The sequence below is a fragment of the Streptomyces sp. NPDC052109 genome (assembly GCF_040680195.1).
GTDB lineage: Bacteria > Actinomycetota > Actinomycetes > Streptomycetales > Streptomycetaceae > Streptomyces.
On record NZ_JBFAWF010000011.1, the window covers coordinates 1 to 20,597 of the forward strand.

General features: G+C 70.9%; 20 protein-coding genes and 2 pseudogenes. 12 read left to right on the forward strand and 10 right to left on the reverse strand.

The window, feature by feature from the left end; genetic code table 11:
• The 6 genes from AB0L59_RS22275 to AB0L59_RS22300 all read left to right on the forward strand — a co-directional run.
• On the forward strand, positions 1 to 432 hold a 432-nt coding region (locus tag AB0L59_RS22275), incomplete at its 5' end, for an RlpA-like double-psi beta-barrel domain-containing protein (protein WP_365586309.1).
• A 35-nt stretch (positions 433 to 467) separates the two neighbouring features.
• Entirely contained in the window at positions 468 to 1,613 is a 1,146-nt protein-coding gene (locus tag AB0L59_RS22280) for a glycoside hydrolase family 19 protein (RefSeq protein ID WP_365586312.1), read from the forward strand.
• 300 nt (positions 1,614 to 1,913) lie between these two features.
• Complete coding sequence (locus AB0L59_RS22285; protein WP_365586315.1) at positions 1,914 to 2,150, forward strand: hypothetical protein; 237 nt, start codon at positions 1,914 to 1,916, stop codon at positions 2,148 to 2,150.
• A gap of 166 nt (positions 2,151 to 2,316) precedes the next feature.
• Positions 2,317 to 2,559 carry a hypothetical protein gene (locus tag AB0L59_RS22290; protein ID WP_365586318.1) on the forward strand — a complete coding sequence of 81 codons (243 nt, stop codon included), beginning with the start codon at positions 2,317 to 2,319 and terminating at the stop codon, positions 2,557 to 2,559.
• Positions 2,560 to 2,919: 360 nt separating this feature from the next.
• Positions 2,920 to 4,512 (forward strand): glycoside hydrolase family 30 beta sandwich domain-containing protein, encoded by a 1,593-nt coding sequence (locus AB0L59_RS22295; RefSeq protein WP_365586321.1) that lies wholly within the window; start codon positions 2,920 to 2,922, stop codon positions 4,510 to 4,512.
• A 363-nt stretch (positions 4,513 to 4,875) separates the two neighbouring features.
• Positions 4,876 to 5,664, forward strand: a complete 789-nt coding sequence (locus AB0L59_RS22300; RefSeq protein WP_365586322.1) for an SAM-dependent methyltransferase — start codon at positions 4,876 to 4,878, stop codon at positions 5,662 to 5,664.
• Positions 5,665 to 5,915: 251 nt separating this feature from the next.
• Here the strand turns inward: AB0L59_RS22300 and AB0L59_RS22305 are convergent, their stop codons facing one another.
• The 8 genes and pseudogenes from AB0L59_RS22305 to AB0L59_RS22340 form a co-directional block, all read right to left on the reverse strand.
• Entirely contained in the window at positions 5,916 to 7,253 is a 1,338-nt protein-coding gene (locus AB0L59_RS22305) for an MFS transporter (protein WP_365586324.1), read from the reverse strand.
• Between the two features lie 239 nt (positions 7,254 to 7,492).
• Positions 7,493 to 8,104, reverse strand: coding sequence for a TetR/AcrR family transcriptional regulator (locus tag AB0L59_RS22310; protein ID WP_365586325.1), 612 nt, complete (start codon positions 8,102 to 8,104; stop codon positions 7,493 to 7,495).
• Positions 8,105 to 8,312: 208 nt separating this feature from the next.
• Positions 8,313 to 9,170, reverse strand: coding sequence for a class I SAM-dependent methyltransferase (locus AB0L59_RS22315; RefSeq protein WP_365586328.1), 858 nt, complete (start codon positions 9,168 to 9,170; stop codon positions 8,313 to 8,315).
• Positions 9,171 to 9,190: 20 nt separating this feature from the next.
• Positions 9,191 to 9,535 (reverse strand): VOC family protein, encoded by a 345-nt coding sequence (locus AB0L59_RS22320; protein WP_365586331.1) that lies wholly within the window; start codon positions 9,533 to 9,535, stop codon positions 9,191 to 9,193.
• Between the two features lies 1 nt (position 9,536).
• The gene (locus AB0L59_RS22325; RefSeq protein ID WP_365586334.1) at positions 9,537 to 9,716 is read right to left on the reverse strand and encodes a CopG family transcriptional regulator; all 180 of its coding nucleotides are present in this window, start codon (positions 9,714 to 9,716) and stop codon (positions 9,537 to 9,539) included.
• Between the two features lie 73 nt (positions 9,717 to 9,789).
• Entirely contained in the window at positions 9,790 to 10,251 is a 462-nt protein-coding gene (locus AB0L59_RS22330; protein WP_365586336.1) for a hypothetical protein, read from the reverse strand.
• 81 nt (positions 10,252 to 10,332) lie between these two features.
• Positions 10,333 to 10,564, reverse strand: a pseudogene (locus tag AB0L59_RS22335) (MaoC family dehydratase); the annotation flags it as partial.
• A gap of 9 nt (positions 10,565 to 10,573) precedes the next feature.
• Positions 10,574 to 10,970, reverse strand: a pseudogene (locus AB0L59_RS22340) (AMP-binding protein); the annotation flags it as partial.
• A gap of 378 nt (positions 10,971 to 11,348) precedes the next feature.
• Between AB0L59_RS22340 and AB0L59_RS22345 the strand changes: the two are divergent.
• The 3 genes from AB0L59_RS22345 (at position 11,349) to AB0L59_RS22355 (ending at position 14,904) form a co-directional block, all read left to right on the forward strand.
• Positions 11,349 to 11,828, forward strand: coding sequence for a hypothetical protein (locus AB0L59_RS22345; RefSeq protein ID WP_365586339.1), 480 nt, complete (start codon positions 11,349 to 11,351; stop codon positions 11,826 to 11,828).
• Positions 11,829 to 12,134: 306 nt separating this feature from the next.
• Entirely contained in the window at positions 12,135 to 12,356 is a 222-nt protein-coding gene (locus tag AB0L59_RS22350) for an ABATE domain-containing protein (RefSeq protein WP_365586342.1), read from the forward strand.
• 484 nt (positions 12,357 to 12,840) lie between these two features.
• Positions 12,841 to 14,904 carry a glycosyltransferase family 39 protein gene (locus AB0L59_RS22355; protein ID WP_365586345.1) on the forward strand — a complete coding sequence of 688 codons (2,064 nt, stop codon included), beginning with the start codon at positions 12,841 to 12,843 and terminating at the stop codon, positions 14,902 to 14,904.
• Here AB0L59_RS22355 and AB0L59_RS22360 read toward each other — a convergent pair whose 3' ends face one another.
• Complete coding sequence (locus tag AB0L59_RS22360) at positions 14,905 to 15,573, reverse strand: DUF6629 family protein (RefSeq protein ID WP_365586832.1); 669 nt, start codon at positions 15,571 to 15,573, stop codon at positions 14,905 to 14,907.
• 121 nt (positions 15,574 to 15,694) lie between these two features.
• Between AB0L59_RS22360 and AB0L59_RS22365 the strand changes: the two genes are divergently transcribed.
• The 3 genes from AB0L59_RS22365 (at position 15,695) to AB0L59_RS22375 (ending at position 19,695) form a co-directional block, all read left to right on the forward strand.
• Positions 15,695 to 15,910 (forward strand): DUF4177 domain-containing protein, encoded by a 216-nt coding sequence (locus tag AB0L59_RS22365; protein ID WP_365586348.1) that lies wholly within the window; start codon positions 15,695 to 15,697, stop codon positions 15,908 to 15,910.
• Positions 15,911 to 16,041: 131 nt separating this feature from the next.
• Entirely contained in the window at positions 16,042 to 18,495 is a 2,454-nt protein-coding gene (locus AB0L59_RS22370; RefSeq protein WP_365586351.1) for a SpoIIE family protein phosphatase, read from the forward strand.
• A gap of 582 nt (positions 18,496 to 19,077) precedes the next feature.
• A complete protein-coding gene (locus AB0L59_RS22375; protein ID WP_365586354.1) occupies positions 19,078 to 19,695 on the forward strand; it encodes a TOPRIM nucleotidyl transferase/hydrolase domain-containing protein in 618 nt (205 codons plus the stop codon).
• Positions 19,696 to 19,804: 109 nt separating this feature from the next.
• Here AB0L59_RS22375 and AB0L59_RS22380 read toward each other — a convergent pair whose 3' ends face one another.
• A complete protein-coding gene (locus AB0L59_RS22380) occupies positions 19,805 to 20,524 on the reverse strand; it encodes a GntR family transcriptional regulator (protein ID WP_365586357.1) in 720 nt (239 codons plus the stop codon).
• Positions 20,525 to 20,597 lie beyond the last annotated feature (73 nt).

The following is a 20,597-nucleotide window of genomic DNA, read 5'->3' on the forward strand; positions in this document are numbered from 1 at the left end:
TGCCTGGACGTCACGGACAACAACTCCGCCAACGGCACCCGGATACAGATCTGGAGCTGCGGCGGCGGCGCCAACCAGAAGTGGAACGCGCCGGCCGCCGCGCAGGCCGGCGAACAGTGCTGGGCCACGCACTACGGCCCGCAGCCTCCCGGAGCCCTGACGGCCAGCGGCGAGGTCTTCGACAACAACGCCGACACCGCCGCGACGTCGCTCAGCCGCCAGCCGCAGCTGCCCTTCGGAAGCAGGGTCCAGGTGACCAACGTCGCGAACGGCGCGTCACTCGTGGTCCGTATCAACGACCGCGGCACGTTCACGCAGACTCCGCAGGAGCCCAAGTGCCTCGACCTGACCGACGGCGCCTTCAGCCGGCTGGGCGGAAGCCTCAACCCCGACGCGGGACACATCGTCGTCACTCAGACCGTCCTCAACTGACGCACACCCCGCCCCTGAAGAGGAGCTGCCTGTCCATGTACACCTCTCACCGCCCCAGACGGCCGGTTCCCGGACACATCCGGTTCGTCCGCCTCATAGCCGCCGCCATCGCCGCGTCGTTCGCCGTACTGCTCACCGTCACACCGGCACAGGCCGCGGACGGACAGATCACCGGCCTCGCCGGCAAATGCGTCGATGTGGCAGGCGCGAGCAGCGCAAACGGCACCGCCGTACAGCTCTACGACTGCAACGGCACGAATGCCCAGCTCTGGTCCAACCCGGGGGACGGCACCCTGCGGGCGCTCGGCAAGTGTCTGGACGTCGTCGACCGCGGCACCGCCGACGGCGCGGCGGTCCAGCTGTGGGACTGCAGCGGAGGCGCCAACCAGCAGTGGGTGGTCACCGCCGCCCACGACATCGTGAACCCGGCCGCGAACAAGTGCCTGGACGTCCGTGACAACAACTCCGCCAACGGGACCCGGCTGCAGATCTGGAGCTGCAGCGGCGGCGCGAACCAGAAGTGGAACGCGCCGGCAGGCGGGTCCGGCGGGACCACGCCTTCCGGATTCGTCGTCACGGAGGCCCAGTTCAACCAGATGTTCCCGAACCGGAACCCCTTCTACACCTACAGCGGTCTCACCGCGGCCCTGAGCGCCTACCCCGGCTTCGCGAACACCGGCAGCGACACCGTGAAGAAGCAGGAAGCCGCAGCCTTTCTGGCCAACGTCAGCCATGAGACCGGCGGCCTGGTGTACGTCGTCGAGCAGAACACCGCCAACTACCCTACGTACTGCGACTGGAGCCAGCCGTACGGCTGCCCGGCGGGGCAGGCCGCGTACTACGGACGGGGCCCGCTTCAGCTGTCCTGGAACTTCAACTACAAGGCCGCCGGTGACTCGCTCGGCATCGACCTGCTCGACAACCCCTGGCTGGTCGAGAACGATGCCTCGGTCGCCTGGAAGACCGGCCTGTGGTACTGGAACACCCAGTCCGGTCCGGGCACCATGACTCCGCACAACGCCATGGTCAACGGCGCGGGCTTCGGGCAGACCATTCGCTCGATCAACGGCTCCCTGGAGTGCGACGGCAAGAACCCGGCCCAGGTGCAGAGCCGCGTCGACGCCTACCAGAGGTTCACCCAGATTCTCGGCGTCAGTCCCGGCGGCAACCTCTACTGCTGACGCGTCCCGGCGATCTCCGCCGTGTGGGCCGAGACGCGTGGCGCCCGGCCGGTGTCCGTCGGCGGCGGAGCTGCCGGGGGTGACCAGGCCCGTCTCGTGGGCGACCACGACGGCCTGGGCGCGGTCCGGCGGGGATCAGCTCCGCGTCCGCGCCGGCCATGACGCTGCCGGCGGTCGCCACGATGGCTGTGTTCCACACGGTCGTGCTGAGCGCCCGGAGCGGCGGCGCGTGCCCAGGCCCTGTCGTCGGACCCACGTCGTCCGCCCGCCAAGGCTCGCGAGGCCGGCGGGAGTTCGACGATGGGGCCTGGGAGGCTGGAGTCGATCGGTCTCACGCCACGGCGGGTCGCGGTGTCGCCGGTGGTGTCCATGGCCGGGCTCGGTGTGGTCGGCGGGGTGCTGGGGCCACCACTGGGTGTCGCCGCATACCGGGTGGTGAGCCCGCTGACCGAGCACAGCGCCCGTCCGGCCTTCCCGGGCAGTCCGGCCCCCGCACACGGGGTGACGGCGACGCGGCGTCGGACGGGGTGTGCGTGAGGCCCTTGACGGCCCGGCGGGTGCCCGCGCCGGCGACTGCCCGTCGCCGACCGCCCCGAGAAGACCTCTCGGCCGTCACCCGCCCGGGAAACGCCCTCGGCTCCACCCGATCGGGCGGTAAGGGTGACGACCGATGTCCCGCACTCGCCGTCTAGGATCCGTCCCCGTGGCACAGGTCCCGGATGAGTTGGTCAGACTGGAACGCATCGCCGAGGAAGAGCGCGCGAAGCTCGCGGGCCTCACCGGTGACGAGTACGACGCTCAACTGCGCCGCTGGCGCACTGCGTCCGAGGCCGTACAGGCTGCCCTCACCGAGCACGCCGCAGCGACCGGGGCCGACCCGCACGAGATCGAACAGGCCGTGAAGAGGGCCGTACAGCATTCCCAGGAGGACCCGGCGATCGAGTAGCGGGGCGGGACCCGGCGGCGGTGGGCCCCGGCCGGGCTCGACCGGTTTCCCTTTCTTCACACCTTGACTTAACGCCAGGGATATTGCTTGGATCCCCATCGGTGCGTCGGGAGGGGTCCGGTGGGGAGGCTGCCGCAACGTCAGGACCTGGCCCGCCCACGCGCGTTGGGACCAGATCGACGACGGCCGCCCCGGCTTCGGGGCGGATGTACAAGCGGGTGACGTCAGCGCGCGCCCGGCGCGATTCGGAAACCCCCCGGCGGCTTCCGACCCCCACGGCACCTCCGCCGCCCGTACCGCCCCGGCGCGACAGCCCGCCGCAGTGCCAGTCCCCCTATCCCACAGACGTCAGGAGAAGCAGTGGGACGTTCTCTCACCGCGATCACCGCCGTCGCGGTCACCACACTGACCGCGCTGCTCGGCACGGGCCCGGTCGCACACGCGGACCGCGCCGGGAGCCGGTCGACCGGGGACGGCCCGGTCGTGTCCGGCACGTACTCCACCGGAGCGACACAGGCCTGGCAGCCGCTGTCGAAGGCCTGGACGGGAGGTGACCCGGGCCGCTCCGTGGATGCCACGGTAACCGTCGATGCCGGCGCGACGCGGCAGAGGTACACCGGCATCGGCTTCTCCCTGGACGAGACGAGCGTGTCCAATCTGTGGAAGCTCACTCCTGCCGAGCGTGAGCGGGCCGTCCGCCTGCTGGTGGACCCCAGGCACGGCGCCGGCCTGGACCGCTTCCGGCTCACGATCGGCAGCCCGGACGTGATCGAGCACCTGCCGTTCTGGTCGGAGGACGACCTGCCGGCCGGTGTCACCGAGGACTTCGGCCTGAAGTACTTCTCCGTCCAGCGGGACATCGACCTGCACATCATCGACACGATCAAGCTCATCCAGCGCTACAACCCGAAGGCCACCTTCTTCGCCTCCGCGTGGAGCGCACCCGCGTGGATGAAGACGAACGACCGCTTCACCGGCGAGGTCGCGCTCAAGCCCGGGAGCACCACGGACTACTACCAGGTCGGCAAGTTGCGCGACGACTGCATCGACGCGTTCGCCCGCTACTACGTCAAGTTCGTCCAGGCGTACGCCCGACACGGCATTCGCGTCGACGCCCTGACGCTGCTGAACGAGCCGGGCATGGACGTGGTCTACCCGGCCATGGACATCAGCATCGCGCAGCAGCAGAAGCTGGCGCTGGCGATCAAGCGGGAGTTCCGGGCCGCCCGCCTGAACTCCCAGCTGTACGTGCACGACTTCAACTTCTGGGACTGGAAGGACCCCAACAGCACGGCGACGAAGAACTACTACCGCATCTTCGAGGACGCGCCCGACGGTTCGGTCAGCGGCAGGCAGGTGCGCGACGCCGCCGACGCCATCGCCTTCCACCCCTACTGGGGGGACCCGCAGGTGATGCGCGAGGCGTACGAGCAGACGGGCAAGCCGGTCCAGCTCACGGAGACGAGCGACCTCTCGCCCTCGACGATCCTGGACAACTTCCGCCTCGACGCCGGCTCCTACATCCTGTGGGCCCAGACAACGGACCAGGACGGCGGGACGCTGCACTGGACGCCCTCGCGGGACAACAACATCGACTGGGACAAGGTCGGCGCCACCACCAAGTGGCCGGACCGGCTCGTCACGGTGAACACGGTCACGAAGGACTTCACCGTCCGCGACGAGCTGTACAAGATCGGGCAGTTCTCCAAGTACCTGTCCCCCGGTGACGTGCGCCTCGAGTCCAGCGCCGCACAGAACGGTGTCAGCAACGTGGTCTACCGCTCCGGCACCGGCACGTACGTCGCCGTCCTCGGCAACAGCGCCACCACCGACAGAACGGTGCGCATCGACGGCGCGGGACGGTCGTTCGCCGTGACGGTTCCGGCGGGCTCCTTCGCCACCTACCGGTGGAAGAGCCACGCTCCGGCGGGCTCCGCCACCCAGGCCCCCTGAACCGACGCCGAGAGAGGTCATGGCGCGCCCAGGTCGTCCGCCTGGGCGCGCAGGGTGAACGGGACGGCACGCCCCCGGCGTTGCGGCCGGCGGACGAACACCGTGCGCAGGACCGGCGGCTGCCGGCGGGACCGTTTCCACACCGTCGCCGGTCATGTCCCCACCCCTCGCCGAACCGCACTGACCGGAACCGAACGCGCCCCGGAATTCGGCGCGTTGCGCCACCCCGACCGACGAGCACCCCCGACCCGGCGGCGCGGACCGGCCGACGCCTCGCCTTCCCCTCCCTACCTGTCGACTCCCGTGCCCGAGTAGGGTGATCACGTACTGGTCTGATCCGTTCATCGGTGCCATGGAGTCGCTATGACAACCGCCTCACAGCCATCTCGCCCGATCGACACAGGCAAAGCGCATCCTGCGCGCGTCTACGACTGGCTGCTCGGCGGCAAGGACAACTACCCGGTCGATGAGGCGGTGGGCACACAACTGCCGCGGGAGGCGAGGGACGCGGCCCGCCAGAACCGTCAGTTCATGCACCGAGCGGCCGCCTGGCTCGCCGGGCAGGGCATCGACCAGTTCCTGGACATCGGGACGGGCATTCCGACCGAGCCCAATCTGCACCAGATCGTTCAGGGCATCCGGCCGACCGCGAAGGTCGTCTACACCGACAACGACCCGATCGTCCTCCGGCACGCGGAGGCGCTGCTGGTCAGCCACCCCGACGGAGTGACCGACTACATCGAGGCCGATGTGCGGGAGCCGGAGGGCATCGTCCGGCACGCCCGGCGGATCCTGGACTTCGACCGCCCGATCGCCCTGTCGCTCATAGCGCTGATGCATTTCATCACCGATGAGCAGGGTGCCCACGACATCGTCCGCAACCTGGTGGCCACATTGCCGTCGGGCAGTTACCTGGTGTTGTCCCACGCCGCTTCCGATCTGTATCCGGAGCTCGCCGCCCAGGTCACCGCCGAGTACGCCAGGGCCGGCATCCCCCTCGCCTTCCGGACCCGGGCGGGGGTGGAGCGGTTCTTCGACGCCATGGAGCTCGTACCGCCCGGCCTGGTGACGGCGACGGAGTGGGTCACCGCTCCCGCGACCTCGGTCCCGGAGGGCAGCGGTGTCTACGCGGGAGTCGCCCGCGTCTCCTGAGCGTCCCTCACCGAGGTGACGAGGCAGGCCGAACCCGTGCGCCGGATCGCGGCCGTGGCATCCGCCGCTGGCGAAGTCGCCCCGGTCACCGTCGAACCGCACCCACCGAAGGCGCTTCGGGAAGCCCGCGGGCCCGGTCTCCCCGGAGTGGTGTGGGGCATGCTCGACCTCCGCGCTTCGTCGCTCGACCGGGCGCCGGCGGGCACCCGAGCGCATCGGCGCCCGGCCGTTGCAGCGACCCCGTCCTCTGGTCAGCGCTCACGGCGTCCGGGGCGGCCGCCCCCGGCGCGCTCGGGACGGGTCCCGGACGGCAGGTCCGCGGTGGGCGCGCCGGGGCCGTGCCGACGCGTCCGCACGGCGACGGCGGTGAGCAGCGCGAGCACGACCGCGGTGAACCACGTCGTCGCATCGGTAAGGCTCATGGCACGGCTGGCGGCGCCGAGACCGACGGGCAACAGGGCCAGGCCGAGATAGGAGGCGAGGAACAGGCCCGCGAGCGACTCACCGCGCCGGTCCGGAGCGGCCGCGGCGGCGACATGTCCGACGGCGGACTTGAACAGCACCCCGGCCCCGGCCCCGGCGACGATCCCGGCGAGCAGGAACACCTCGAGGTTGGCGAGGTGCACGGCGACGGCGAGGACGGCCATGCCCACGGCCTGGGCCAGCAGCCCGATGTACCAGCGCGTACGGGCGCCGAGCCGTCCGGTGCCCGTCTGGGCCGCCGCGGCGGCCGCGAACACGGCGAACACGACCAGCCCGGCCAGCGCACGGGACGGGTGGTGCAGCGTCCCGCCGACGAAGCCGGGCACCACGGAGGTGAACAGGCCGAACACGGCCATGGAAGTGAATCCTGCAGCGGCGGCGGCGAGGTACCCGCGGTCTCCCTCGGCTGCCCTGACCCGCTGGGGACGGTAGGCCGGCCTGACCACCGGCTTGCGGACGGTCTCGGGGGTCAGCGCGACGGCCGCCACGCCGGTGAGCAGCAGGACGACGAAGACCGCGTACGGCAGCCGGAGCGGCGCACCCAGGTACTGAGCCAGAACGCCCGCGATGATGGGGCCGAGGCCCAGGCCGCCGATGTTGGCCGCGGTCGAGACGATCTCGAACCGCCGCGTCGACCCCGCCGGCCGGTGAGCGCCGTGCAGCTCCTGCAGATACGCGGTGGCGGTCGCCGTCAGCATGCCGACGCCGAGGCCGGTGACCAGCCGGGCGGCGAGCAGCACCGGCAGCGACGACGCGGAGAGGAACAGCGCGGCGGCGAGCAGTTCCAGGGCCAGCGCCGAGACCATGACCTTCCTGCGTCCCAGCCAGTCCGAGACGTGTCCGGCGAGCAGCAGACTGATCAGCACGCCGATGGCGTAGACGGCGAACACCACCGTGATCGTGAACGTGGAGAACCCGTCATGGGTCTGGTACAGCGGATACAACGGTGTGGGCACGGTGGAGAACGCCATGGCCGTCAGGAACACCGCGGCGATCGTCCAGAACCCGGCGTCGTACCGGCTCGCCGTGCGCGGCCGCGCACGGGCCTCGGGCGCTCCTGCGGATATGCGGGCGACAAGCGGTTCCAGGGCCGACGTCGGTGGCATCGGAGCACCCCAATCCTGTGGACGGTGGATTCCGTCGGCGGTGGATCTTGACCAGCCGCTCATCCATCACCACTCGTGCCAACGAACGGGAAGAGGCATTGTTTCCCGTTCGAGCAGGATTATCCCAGATGTCGGTTATCTGCGAAGGAGATACTCCTGGCCTCCGCGCGCTGCTCGCCGGATCGTTCTTCCGTTCCGGCGCCGCGGGTCACCAGCAGGACGTACGTGATGGTGTCCTGTCATCCCACCGGAACTCCGTCCGGCAGGCCCAGTGCGGCCGAGACCTGGCGCCAGATGGCCCTGAGGGCCGTGTCCAGGGTGACCGTCGGGTCGCGGAGCATCAGCCGGATGCCGTAGCCGTCACTCAGGGACAGGATCAGCGTGCTCAGGTCGTCCACGTCGGCCGGCCCGAACTCGCCGGACGCGATGCCGCGCCGTACCGCGTCGGCCACCCAGGCGTGCAGCTGCGCGTAGAGGTCCACGGCGAAGGCCCGGGTCGTCTCGTCGCGCAGTGCCCGGGCCCACAGCTCCTGCCACAGCCGCCAGTCCTGGTGCAGTTCGGGGTCGGTCGGCAGCAGGCTGCGCAGGATGCGGGCGAGGACGACCGCGGCCGGGGCGGTGTCCGCGTCGCGCTCGACGTCCAGGGCCGTGTGCGCGAAGGAGTGGGTCATCGCCTCGGTGAACAGCTTCTCGCGCGTGTCGAAGTGGTAGTGCAGGAGTGCCGTCGACACCCCGGCCCGCTCGGCGATCATGCGCATGCGGATCTTCTCGAAGCCGATGTCGGCGATCACTTCGCACGCTGCGGTAAGGATGCGCTCGCGTGTGTCTGCCGTGCGCACCTTGGTGGTCACGCTGCCGCTCCCCTCGTTCGTTGGCCCTGCGCCGTGGCCATCTTCCCTCACCTGTCCCTCACCGGCCTGCTGGACTACACGCAGGTCAAGCACGTCATGCTGTGACACGGGCCCGGCCGCGCACGGGAGTCGATCGACGAGCCGTTCTCCGGCTCGGCGGGATGTCCGCGCCAAGGCCCCGGTGATCACCGGGCGACCGGACGACACGTCAGGTCGAGGCCAGCAGGAAGTCCTCCCCGCTCGACGGGCGAAGGCCGTCGGCCCGGTCCGCGAAGTAGCGCTCGGTGAGCGAAGTCCCCGGCACGTGCCGGACGTCCCGGAAGCCGGCTTCGCGTGCCAGTGCCAGCGTCTCCTGCGGGGTGTAGAAGCTGATGAACGGCGTTCCGGACGCCTGCGCGCCGTCCTTGCTCGCCCGGAGGCCGGGGCGGTCCGCGTCGTCGACGAGTGCGGTCGGCAGCAGGAACGTCATGGCCAGCGTGGAACCGGCCGCAAGCCCGGCGATCCGGCGCAGGGCGGCAGCGGTGGCGTCCTTGGTGAGGTACATGGTGACGCCGGTGGAGACGACGACCGCCGGGCGACCGGGATCGAAGCCCGCCACGGACAACTGCTCCGACCAGGACGCGCCGCCCTCGAAGTCGACCGGCACGAGGTGCAGCCAGTCGGGGATGCCGTAGCCGAGTCGGACCAGGCGGTGGCGTTTCCAGGCCTGGGTGCCGGGCTGGTCGACCTCGAAGACCCGCAGCCGGGAGGCGAGCTCCGGCCTGCGCTGGGCGAAGGTGTCCAGACCGGCTCCCAGGATGACGTACTGGGTCACGCCCCGGTCGGCCTGTTCGGCGACCAGCTCCTCGATGAAACGAGCGCGGGCGACGATGGCCGCCCGGAATCCCCTGGTCGCCTGTGGGTCCATGTCCGGGCGGTCGCGCCAGTCTTCGCCGGGAGCCGCCAGCTGCAGGCCGATCTCGTCCTCGATCACATGCGGGGGCGGGTCGACCCGGAGGTGCAGCGCCCGCCAGAGGGCGGTCCGCACAGCGGTGTTGTCCGGCGCCTCGGGCTGCTCGTACGCCATGGTGGGCCCCTTCGTCGCGGTCAGTGCTTGGCGGGGGCCTGAAGGCTCCACAGACGCCCGTCGGGATCGCGGACGGTCATCTCCTTGGTGCCGTAATGCGTGTCCTCGAACGGCGTCACCACCTCGACGACGGGATCCGCACGGAACGCGTCCGCGTCCGGCACCTTCAGCACGATGCGTGTCTCGGGCTCCTGGTTTTCGGGGACCTCGGCGATGAACACAGAGGGTCCGTCGCCGTTGCGGAGCTGACCGGAGTCGTGGTCCGTCGCGAACTCCAGCTCGTAGCCCAGCGCCTGGAAGAACCTCGCCGCCTTGCCCCAGTTGTGCGTCGTCAGGAACACGGCCTCGATTCCCTCGGTCGTCATGTCAGGCCTCCTTCTCAGGCGATTGCCGGGTGGTCCCATGGGCGTCGTCCAGATAAGCGCGCAGCGCTTCGGCGGTCAGCGCCGACAACGACATTCCCGACTCGATGGCGCGGTACTTGACCTGCCTGATCAGCCCGATCGGCAGGTACACGTTGAACTGCTTGACTTCCTCATCACCCACGGGGTGATGCTAGCATCCTAGCAAGCTAACGCGGCACCGTCCCGCCTGGTGCGGTTCGGAGTTGTGGAGCACCTCAGCCGGCGAAGACCCTGCCCTGCTTCACGAGGTAGTGCGCCGGCTCGGAGCAGCCGATGGACGGCGTGATCTGCAGGCTCACGGTCACCGGCGCGGGCTCCGTGCTCGCGGTCGAGAACTGGCAGACGGCACCGCTGCCGGTCAGCGGATACCACAACCATCCGTCGACACCACCCACCGTGACCCGGTCGGACTCCTTCCAGGCACCGCCGCTGTGCGTGTAGACCTGCATCCGCACGGAGGCGGCGTACTGGTCCTCCGTAGACCGCAGCGCAGTCAGCGTGATCTTGTAGTCACCTCCCAGGACGGAGGAGGCGATCAGCCTCGTCCGCGGTGCCGCGGTGCCGGCGTTGGACGCCCCGGCGCCCGCCGCCCCGAGGGCGGCGGCCATGAGGAGCGTGCACGCGGCGGTCGCGACACCGCGTGTGTACGTGCGGACAAGATTCACGTGTTCCCCCATTGGCACAAGCTGGATCAAACGGCCAGATCGGTTCGTTCGGTGATAAAGACCAGCCACTCGGCCTCAGGGTTGTACGGGAGGTCAGGCGTGGAAGCGGGACAGACTCTGCAGTACGGCGGCCGGCTTCGTGCCGCCCTCCACCGCGATCGTGCCGTCGACGGTGATCTGGACACCGCCCGGCACGCCCTCCGCCGAGGTGAGCCGGGCGACGAGCCGGATGCGGGATCCGGCCTCCGCCGGCGCGGGGGCAACGCACCTTGTTCAGGCCGTAGTTGACCTTGGCGGTCACACCCTGCACGTCCAGCAGTTCAGTTGCGCGATCGGCGCACCGAAGGGGCCCTGGGGGATGGGCGAGGGGGAGGTTCTCGATCCCGGCGGTAGGTGTTCTCGCCGCCGGAGATGATCACGTCCTTCCTCCGGTCGACTATGCACACGTAACCCCAGTAGCCCGAGATGACATGCGGTCCGCGCACCACGACCTCGCCCGACTCGCCGACCTCGACCGGGGGTGAGGTCGGGCCGTGCGGCCCGTACGTCGCTGAAGAAGTGCGGTACGCCCGCGGCGCCCGCCTTGTCGGCGGCGCGCTCCCTGTCCAGGAACGACGCGCCGGGCGCGGCCTCGGTCATGCCGTAGCGCTGGAGGAAGGTGGGCCCGCGCTGCCGGTGGGCGGTACGGGCGATCCGCCGTAGGTGAGGAGGCGGAGCGAGGGCAGGTCGGCGCAGGTATCGGCGGCGAAGCGGGCGATGCGGCCAGGGACGCGGCTCGCCAAGGGGCGCGTCCCTCGCGTTGCCGAACCGGGCGAACCACACACGGCGACGCGTACGCCGGCGACGAGCTTGTCCCGCGGGCTGAGAACGCATCAGCCCTTGCCCCTCAGGCCCGGTTGCGCCCACTCGAGACGGAGGAACCCGGCCCACAGCCAGCGGGTCAGGTCGGGTCCATGGGCAGACCGGAGACGGTCGCACAGAGCGCCGGAGATGGCTCAACAGCTACTTGTGGGCCACCCCGTACGGCTGACAGCCTCCCGGTGCGCCACTGCGGCAACTGTGTGTCAGCACAATGTGACACCACGCAGCTGGCAGGAACGGCAGATGTGATGGCAAGGACCCGACGGATCATCACCACCGCGATCGCCGCCGCAACCATGCTGATCGCCGCGCCGACAGCCACCGCGGCAACGCCCCACGGAAAGCAGCCAGTCAAGGCTGCGGCCGACACCTGCGGCACCAGCGTCAATCCCAACACGTACATCCCGAGCAGGCGCCGCCACAACGGCCCCTCCGCGAAGATCGGCGGCGCCAAGATCCAGGTGCGTTACGGCAACAAGAAGGCCGGAGCGCCCTATTACGTGTGGGCCTCCATCACCAGCGCGAGGAAGGACGACACGATCCACCTCCAGTGGGACATCGACTACGGGTCGTGGATGGACTTCGGGACCTGCTCGGCAACCGTGCACTCCGGCAGCGCGCAGAACACCCGGGCCGTCAAGTACCGGCACGGCAACGGCTGGCACCTCGAAGCCCAGGCCTGGGGCCGGCATGCGGGCCGCAAGGGCTCCACCGCCTACTGGCCCTGACGAAGCGACGGTCCACGGGGCAACAGCCTCGGCACGGACGACGACACCGGCCGCCGGCGCGCCCACGGCCACGAGGCCGATCCCGAGGAGGGTCGCCCCGGCGTTCGCCAGGACGTCGGCCGTGGTCGGCGCCGTACTGTTCGCGGTGATCGCAGGCGAGCGGATGGCGCCCGCGGTCTGAAGCCCGATGGTCACGACCGCAGCACCGGGAACGCGCCGGCGCCGGCCAGGTGCCGGTGACGTTCCCATGGCCGTCGGTCGTCCCGGTCGCACGCCCGACGCGCGGCCCGGACGGCTGCCGGGCAGTTGCCACTCCCAGATGTCTGTGACGCCGGACAGTCGTCGACGCGGTCTCCCTCGGGCCGAGAGGCCGATGTCGGGCAGGCGACGACCGTGCGGGAAGCGATCCGCCGGCTGGTCACCGCCCGCCGGCTCCGGGAGGAGTACGACGGGGCGGCGCTGACGGTGGGAACAACGCGGCACGGAAGCCGCCCCGCCCTACCGCAGCTCACTCCGTCGGGGCGATGAACGCAGTCGATGCCGGGCGAAACCCTCTTCCTGGCGGCCCGCCACGCCGTCGAGCGTCTCAGCGGGCCTGGCGTCTCCCTCCTCGAGGAGTGGGGCAATCCCGGCCCTTTTTCCTGTGCATCACCTGTCTCTTCCCTGTGTAGCGTGCAATTGTGCACCGGGCAATGCGCAGCACTTCCCGGATTGAAGACCAGGCAAGCCCAGTAAAGGATTCCCCCGGTTCTGACAAGAATTTCCTTGAAACGCGCTGCTGCTGCACGGCAGGCCGAGGCGGTACCGAAGAATGCAGGCCATGGCTACGACAGTTCTCGGTCCGACCGTCTCCCCCCGCGCCGATCGACGCGCTCCCTGGAGATCGCCGGCGGACCAGCCGCGATATGTGCGCCCGACGCTGCTGGTCATCACCGTGCTCGCGGCCGTGCTTTACACATGGGGTATCGAGCACAGCCAATACCACACGTTTTACGCGGCTGCCGCACGCAGCATGACGGAAAGCTGGAAGGCATTCTTCTACGGCTCTTTCGACCCCGGGAACTCCATCACTCTGGACAAGTTGCCGGGATTCCTCTGGCCACAGGCACTTTCCGCCCGGGTCTTCGGGTTTCACCCCTGGGCGCTCGTCCTTCCGCAGGTGCTCGAGGGAGTGGCGAGCCTCCTGGTCCTGCACCGCGTGGTGCGTCGCTGGGCCGGTGCCAACGCGGCCCTCGTCGCCGACGCGGCGTTTCTCGTGACGCCGGTGACCGTGGGGCTCTTCCGCACCGCCGTCGAGGACCCCGCCTTCACGCTGTGCGTGCTGCTGGCGGCCGAGGCCACCCAGCGTGCCGCCGTGAGCGGCCGGCTGCGCCCCCTGGCGGTCGCCGCGGTCTGGGTCGGCGTCGGCTTCCAGGCCAAGATGCTGGAGGCGTGGGCGGTGCTGCCCGCGCTCGCCCTGGTCCACCTGATCTCGGCACCGATCACGCTGCGGAAGCGGCTTGCGCACCTCGCCCTGTCCGCCGTGGTGATGACCGCAGTCTCCGCTTCCTGGATGCTCGCCGTGACTCTGGTCCCTGCCAAGGACCGGCCGTATGTAGATGGCACCACCAACAACTCCGCGTTCAGCATGGTGGTCGGCTACAACTTCCTGAACCGCTTCTCCTCGCTCGGGATCAGCGCGGCCTCCACCGGCAGCGTGAGCGCCACACAGGTGGGCGGATTCGGCCGGAACAGCAAGGCGTCACCGTCGGTGGGCGGAGGCGGCGACGCCGTCGGCCACCGGGCCGGGCTGCCCCGTCACAGCGGGACGAGCGGGGCCCAGGGCCTGCGGTACGCCGGGGGCCGCACGTCCGGCCGGTCCGCAGGAGCCCTGGCCGACAGGGTGGGCCGGTATGGCGCCGCCGGCGGCTGGGGTGGCGGCCAGAGCGGCTGGTCGAAGATGTTCGGCACGTCGCTGGCCTCGCAGACCGGCTGGCTGTACCCCATGGGTGCCCTCGCGGGCGTCTGCGGTCTGCTCTGGCGCCGCGGCAAGCCGCGCACCGACCGGCTGCGTGCCGGATTCGTCCTGTGGAGCACCTGGCTCACCACGTACTTCCTGGTCTTCAGCGCCGGCAGCGTCGGCGGCCACACGTACTACATGGGCGTGATCGCCGTCCCCCTCGCGGCGCTCACCGGTGGCGGCGTCACTCTGCTGTGGCGCGCGTACCGGGCCGGTGGCCCCCGCATGTGGGCCCTGCCCGGCGCGGTGGCGGCGACGACGGCGTGGAGCGCGTACGTCGCCGGCCGGTTCCCGTCGTTCCTGCCGTGGCTGGCACCCGTCGTGGCGCTGCTCGGGCTCACCGCCGTCGTCCTGCTGGTGCTGGGCCGGCCCGGTCGTACCGCGTCCCGTGGCAGGCTCGCCCTGGCCGGCCTCGCCGCGTCTCTCGTGGCGGTGCTCATCGCGCCGAGCTCATGGGCGGCGCAGGTGCTCAGTCCCTCGTACCGGGACTCCGGCATGGGCGCGGTCGGTCCGTCCGGCATGCGTCCCGGCCATGGCACGCCGACGCCGGCGGGCGGTCGTACCCGGCAGGGGTTCGGGGCAGGCGGCACGCAGCACGGCGCAGCGGCCGGAGCGCTCGGGACGCGCGGCTTCGGCGGTTCCGACATGGGCGGCCGGCTCACCTCCGACCAACGCAGGTTGCTCGCCTACACGTCCGCGCACCGCGGATCGGCGACGTACGTCTTCGCCACCACGAGCTGGAGCGGCGCGGCCCCCTACATCCTCGCCACCGGTGCCCATGTGCTGCCGCTCGGCGGCTTCAGCGGCAGGGTGCCCTTCCCGAGCACGGCGCGGTTCCGGCAACTGGTCGACTCCGGCGGACTGAAGTACGTGGTGCTGGGCGGAACGGGGCGCGGCGGGGGCGGTACGTCCGGCCGATCCGGCGGGGCGACCACGACGGCGCGCATCACCCAGTGGGTCGAGTCGTCGTGCCGTCACATCCCGGCCGGCGACTATGCGGCCACTTCCGGCACCACCGGTCGTAGCGGCGCGCAGGCCACCGGGCAGGCGCTGTACCAGTGCGGTCCGAGCCGGTGATCACGCGCCCGTCCGAGGCGCCGGATCGCCGGTGTCCCGCCGGGACCGCCGCTCCGCGGGTGCCCGGCCGGCGCGCACCCAACCGAGCAGCACCACCGAGCACACGGCCGCGAACGCACACCAGGTCGATACGAACTCCAGCCGCCACAGCGCCCAGCACACCGACGCGCCCACGGCGGCCAGAACGCCCAGACCGAGCAGGCGCCGGTCACCGGACAGCAGCAAGGACCCCACCGTGGCCAGCAGATACCCCGCCACGAGAAGAGGTACGGGCGACACGTGGACGACGTAGCCGACGGTACGACCGCGGATATCGGCCGTCACCGGTTCGGTGGCGAGAGCGTGGGCGAGCAGCGCCGCGGTCACCGCTCCGGCGGCGAGCGGGACGACCAGCCGCAACCGGGCATGGGGCGGGGCCGCACACAGCACTGCGACCGGGACCCACACCGCCAGCAGCGGCAGCGCGATCACGGCCCACGCGACGGTCGCGGGCCCGCTGCCCCCGCCCGAGTCCCACACCGACGACTCGACGATCTGGTGCGCCCCGAGCAGCAAGGGCAGTGCGGCGAGCGGCAGTTCCCGGATACGGCGCACCAGCGCCACACAGGCAGCACCCACCGCAGCGACACCGCTGCCTGCCACGAGATCGGCCGTCGCGCTCCAGCACATCACGCCGCCAAGGGGTCCACCGCGGTCCACACTCCGTCCTTCTGCCGGGGGCCTGTTGATGATTAGCTTGCCCCGGCCTTCACGCCACCACCCCGCCCGGCAGTCAGGAGGACTCAGCCACATGAGCAGCGGCTACACGTACGAGTACAAGGTCGTCACCTTCCGGGAGTCGCTGATCGGCGACGCGCTGGACAGCGACAAACTGGAGAAGGTGCTGAACAGGCACGCCGAGGACAGGTGGGCCCTCAAGGCCATCACCTCCGCCGACGTCAAGGGCCGCATAGGTCCCGGAGCCGTGGAGGGCCTGCTGCTCACCTTCGAGCGCCCGCGCCAGTGACGCTCGGGGAACCGCTTTCGTGACCTCGGCGGCCGCCGGCGGCCCGCGCCCGGGCCGCCGGTCCGAGGACACACCCGGGTCCATGTGAGACCGTGGTGTGAAGAAACCCGCCTGCGGATACGGCCGACACGATGGGGCCCAGACATCCTGCCGACACATACCGGGGCGACCCGTTCGGCATCACCTCTGCCGCCGTCGCCCTCGTGGACGTGCACGGTCTGATCCGGTGCTGGAGCCGGAGGGCGGAAGAACTCCTCGGGTACCCGGCGCACAGCGTGCTGGGGCAGCCCGCGGCGTCCGTCCTCACCATCGAGGACCTGCCGGCGTCCCCACTGTCCCCGGCGCAGCGGATCGGGGAGGGCTGGCAGGGACTGATCACCGCACGTCACTGTGACGGCCACCGGGTCGAGCTGGCCCTGCGGGTGTGTCCCCTGCACGCGGAGCAGGGCTCCGGCTGGCTCGCCGTGGCCTGCGAGGTCTCCGACTCGCGCCGGTGGGAACTCGACCAGGCGGTGGTGCGCGGCCTCCTGGAGGAATCACCGATCGGCATCGCCGTCCTCGACGGCGAGCTGCGCTTCCAGTGGGTGAACCAGGTGCTGGCCGCCATGGAGGGCCTGCCGGCCGACCTCGCGGCCCCCCGGACGGCCGTGTCCGCCGGACCGGAACAGGTGCCGTCGGCCATGGACTGGCAGGCGCGCCAGGCGCTGATATCGGGCCGGGTCACTCCGACCGTTGAACACGTACCGCCCCCGCACGGCATGTCCCGCCGGAGCCCGCAGGACCACCTCAGGCTCCGCTCGTCGTTCCCGCTGCGGGACGTCGACGGCAAGACGCTCGGGGTGTGTCACACCGCCGTCGACTTCACCGCCAAGGACCGCGCCCGCGAGCGGCTCGCCCTGATCAACGAGGCGGCGCAGCGCATAGGCACCACCCTGGACCTCGACCGCACGGTGCGGGAACTGGCCGAGGTCCTGGTGCCCCGGCTCGCCGACTTCGTGGCGATCGACCTCTTCCAGGGCGTCGTCGCGGCCGCGGACCTCACCCCCGGACCGGTCACCGGCGGCACGCTCCAGCGGGCGGTGCACCTGTCCGTCCGGGAGGAGGTGCCGGAGGCGATCATTCCCGTCGGCGAGCCCGCGAGGTACCCGGCCAAGTCCCCGCAACGCCGTTGCCTGACGACGGGCCGGCCCATCCTCGATCCTGTACTGGACCGTACGACCTGGTGGCTGGGCGACGATCCGCAGCGCCTTGCCAAGATCATCAGCCTCGGTGTGCACACCCACCTGGTGGTGCCGCTGCGGGCGCGGGGCGCGACCATGGGGGTGGTCACGCTGCTGCGGTGGGAGAACCCCAGCCCGTTCGACGAGGACGACCTGCTGCTCGTGGAGGAGCTGGTGGCACGGGCCGCGATGTGCGTGGACAACGCCCGGCGGTTCGTCCGCGAGCACAACGCGGCCCTCGCCCTCCAGACCAGTCTCCTTCCCCCCGATCTGCCCGAGCACCGCGCGGTCGAGGTCGCCTATCGCTATCTGCCGACCGACGCCGAGGCCGGCGTGGGCGGCGACTGGTTCGACGTCATCCCGCTGTCCGGCGCCCGCGTCGCCCTCGTCGTGGGGGACGTCGTCGGGCACGGCATTCACGCCGCGGCCAGCATGGGCCGGCTGCGGGCCGCCGTACAGACACTCGCCGACATGGACCTGCCGCCCGACGAGCTTCTCACCCATGTCGACGATCTCGTGCTGCGCCTGGCGGACGAGGCGGAAGCGGCCGCGGACGGACCGGTGGTGATCGGCGCGAGCTGCGTCTACGCGGTCTACGACCCGATCTCGCGGAGACTCAACGTGGCACGCGCCGGACACCCCACTCCCGCCATCGCCCACCTCAGCGAGCCGGTCGAACTGCCCGACATCCCCGCCGGCCCCCCGTTGGGACTGGGCGGTCTGCCTTTCGAGTCGGCCGAGATCGAACTGGAGGAGGGCAGCGTCGTCGCCCTCTACACCGACGGCCTGATCGAGGCCTCGGACCGCGATGTCGACGTCGGCTTCGAGCGGCTCTGTTTCGCCCTGGCCCACCCGGACCGGCCGCTGGAGGAGATCTGCGACACGATGGTCCGTATCCTCCTGCCGGACCATCCGCACGACGACGTCGCCTTCCTGATCGCCCGGACGCGTGCGCTCGCTCCCGACTGCGTGGCCTCCTGGGAGGTGCCCGCCGATCCCCGGGCGGTGCACAAGGCGCGTGACAACGCCGTCCGGCAGTTGGCCGCGTGGGGTCTGGAGGACGTCGCCTTCACCACCGAGCTGATCGTGAGCGAACTGATCACCAACGCCATCACGCATGCAGGCGGGCCGATCAGCCTGCGCCTGATCCACGAGCGGACCCTCATCTGCGAGGTGTCGGACGCCAGCAACACCTCGCCCCATCTGCGCCGTGCCCGCAGCACCGACGAGGGAGGCCGCGGTCTCTTCCTGGTGGCGCAGGTCGCCCAGCGCTGGGGCACTCGGTACACCGCCATGGGGAAGACCATCTGGGCGGAGCAGCCGCTGCCGAGCGGCGTTCGGACCGATTCGCGAAACCGCCCCTAGTCTGTCCGCGCCAAGCGCGCGGCCGCCTGTTCGAGCCCCGCCCGTGCACGCGTACGGAGAGGCTCTCCGCCCGCATCACGCGCGTCCCCGCGGGAACCCGCTTTGCCCATGCGGCTCATCCAGGGCCCGTTCCGCCCGAAGCCGTTGCGGGTCGGGCGTGCCGCCGCGGAGAAATTCCTCACCCGGCTCGGCCCGGATCCAAGGTCAGTGGACTGTCCACGCTCACCGACGACGTCATGCCTCCTGCGTGCTGTCCACCGGAGAGCGGTTCGCGGGCCTGCAGGACGTCGTCGGCGTCGGCAGCGGCGACCCCGTCCGCATGACGCACCCGGTCGAAGGCCTGCTCTTCGACGAGGGCTGAACCGCACGACGAGCCGGCCCTGTCGGCAAGGCCGGCTGCCCGCAGCCCGATGTCGCGGCGCCTGCCGGCGGCGTCGTGGGAAAGGCGCGGCGGCTCTCCGCGGCACAGCTGCCGTCCTGTGACGGCTCGGCCGGTCTCGCTTCTCTGTCCGGCCGACCGCTCCCTCGCGTGCCGCCGGTAATTCCCTGGCGGGGTGGCGGCGCATTGCGGAGACTCGACGCATGGTTGACATGGGGTCGTTCCGGGAGGCGGTCACCGCATGGGCAGCCGGCGGTCCCGGCGACCAGGCGCGCGAGCTGGCGGCCCGGCTGCCCGTGCGGGCGGCCGTCCTGCTCGAAGGGCCCAGCGACGTCGCAGCGGTCGGTGCGCTGGCCGCCCGCCTCGGCCGGAACCTGGCGGCCGAAGGAGTCTGTGTCCTGCCGATGGGCGGTGCGATGAGCGTAGGGCGCTTCGCCCGCCTCCTCGGGCCGCCCGGCCTGGGCCTCCGCCTCACAGGACTGTGCGACGAAGCGGAACGCGGCTACTACGCCCGCGGCTTTGCGCGAGCCGGCGCCGCACAGCAGGAGTTCTTCGTCTGCGCGGCGGATCTGGAGGACGAACTCATCCGCGCGCTGGGCGTGACCCAGGTGGAGGAACTCGTCCGTGCCGAGGGCGATCTGCGCTCGCTGCAGACCTTCCTGCGCCAGCCCGCCCAGCAGGGCCGCACCGCGCAGGAGCAGGTGCGGCGCTTCCTCGGCACGAAGAAGGGGCGCAAGATCCACTACGGCCGCGTCCTCGTCGAGGCCCTCGATCCCGACCGCGTTCCCGCCCCGCTCGACAGCCTGCTCGCCGGCCTCTGAACAGGAGCGACGTCGGCCTCGGCCGGGGTGCGGCACGTTCCGGCAGGAGGCGAGCGGCCCCGTGGGGCGCGAACGGCACGCGGTGCCGGCCCGCCCTCCAGGCTGTCGGTCAGGGCTTCGGGTCCTGGTCGAGCTGGCGCTGCAGGCTGCTGGTGAGGTGTTCCGCCATGGCTTCCGCGGCACGGTCGGGCTTGCGGCGCAGAACCGCCCGTACGACCCGTTCGTGCTCCGCCAGCGTCGGGTCGTCGGCGCTCAGCACGCTTCTGAGTCGAAAGACGTGCAGATGGGAGTGGAGTCGCTCCACCGCGTCGGCGAGCAGCGGGCGTTGCGACGCCGCGGCGATCGCGTCATGGAAGCGCTGGTCGAGAGCCGCGAAGTCGCGGTAGTCCGCATAGCGCCCCGTCGGCCCCGGGTGGGTCTGCATCTCCTCCACGAGCCGTTCGATCGCGTCGAGTTGCTCCTCGGTGGCGTTGACGGCGGCCAGCGCGGCGGCTCTCGGCTCCAGGAGGAGCCGCATCTCGAAGAGCTCCTCGAGACCCTCGCGGGTCAGCAACTCGGTCGCCCGGTATCCGGAGAGCGACCTTTTCACCACGAGGCCGTCGGACTCCAGCCTGGCCAGCGCCTCTCGGACCGGCGTGGGCGAGACACCGAGAGCACGCGACAGCGCCTCGATCCCCACGCGTGCGCCGGGGGCGATCTCATGGTCCATGACCATGGCCTTGATCTGTTCGTACACGCTGTCCGACAGGGCCTGGCGACCGGGCCCGGCGGACTGGCTTCTTCCCTCGGACTCCGCGGCCTTGGCGGGGGAACTGTCCTGCGGTGGCATCCGCTCTCCTGCTCCTGTCGCTCCGGGACCGTCGGGACGAGATCAGTTTACCGAGGTGAGGGCGTTGCCGGAC

Coding starts and splice junctions, on each gene's coding strand:
- AB0L59_RS22360 (WP_365586832.1), bottom strand. CDS start 15,573: ATGTGCTGGAGCGCGACGGCCGATCTCGTGGCAGGCAGCGGTGTCGCT.
- AB0L59_RS22330 (WP_365586336.1), bottom strand. CDS start 10,251: ATGGGGGAACACGTGAATCTTGTCCGCACGTACACACGCGGTGTCGCG.
- AB0L59_RS22355 (WP_365586345.1), top strand. CDS start 12,841: ATGACGGAAAGCTGGAAGGCATTCTTCTACGGCTCTTTCGACCCCGGG.
- AB0L59_RS22365 (WP_365586348.1), top strand. CDS start 15,695: ATGAGCAGCGGCTACACGTACGAGTACAAGGTCGTCACCTTCCGGGAG.
- AB0L59_RS22320 (WP_365586331.1), bottom strand. CDS start 9,535: ATGACGACCGAGGGAATCGAGGCCGTGTTCCTGACGACGCACAACTGG.
- AB0L59_RS22300 (WP_365586322.1), top strand. CDS start 4,876: ATGACAACCGCCTCACAGCCATCTCGCCCGATCGACACAGGCAAAGCG.
- AB0L59_RS22345 (WP_365586339.1), top strand. CDS start 11,349: ATGGCAAGGACCCGACGGATCATCACCACCGCGATCGCCGCCGCAACC.
- AB0L59_RS22305 (WP_365586324.1), bottom strand. CDS start 7,253: ATGCCACCGACGTCGGCCCTGGAACCGCTTGTCGCCCGCATATCCGCA.
- AB0L59_RS22315 (WP_365586328.1), bottom strand. CDS start 9,170: ATGGCGTACGAGCAGCCCGAGGCGCCGGACAACACCGCTGTGCGGACC.
- AB0L59_RS22375 (WP_365586354.1), top strand. CDS start 19,078: ATGGTTGACATGGGGTCGTTCCGGGAGGCGGTCACCGCATGGGCAGCC.
- AB0L59_RS22370 (WP_365586351.1), top strand. CDS start 16,042: ATGGGGCCCAGACATCCTGCCGACACATACCGGGGCGACCCGTTCGGC.
- AB0L59_RS22285 (WP_365586315.1), top strand. CDS start 1,914: ATGGGGCCTGGGAGGCTGGAGTCGATCGGTCTCACGCCACGGCGGGTC.
- AB0L59_RS22380 (WP_365586357.1), bottom strand. CDS start 20,524: ATGCCACCGCAGGACAGTTCCCCCGCCAAGGCCGCGGAGTCCGAGGGA.
- AB0L59_RS22280 (WP_365586312.1), top strand. CDS start 468: ATGTACACCTCTCACCGCCCCAGACGGCCGGTTCCCGGACACATCCGG.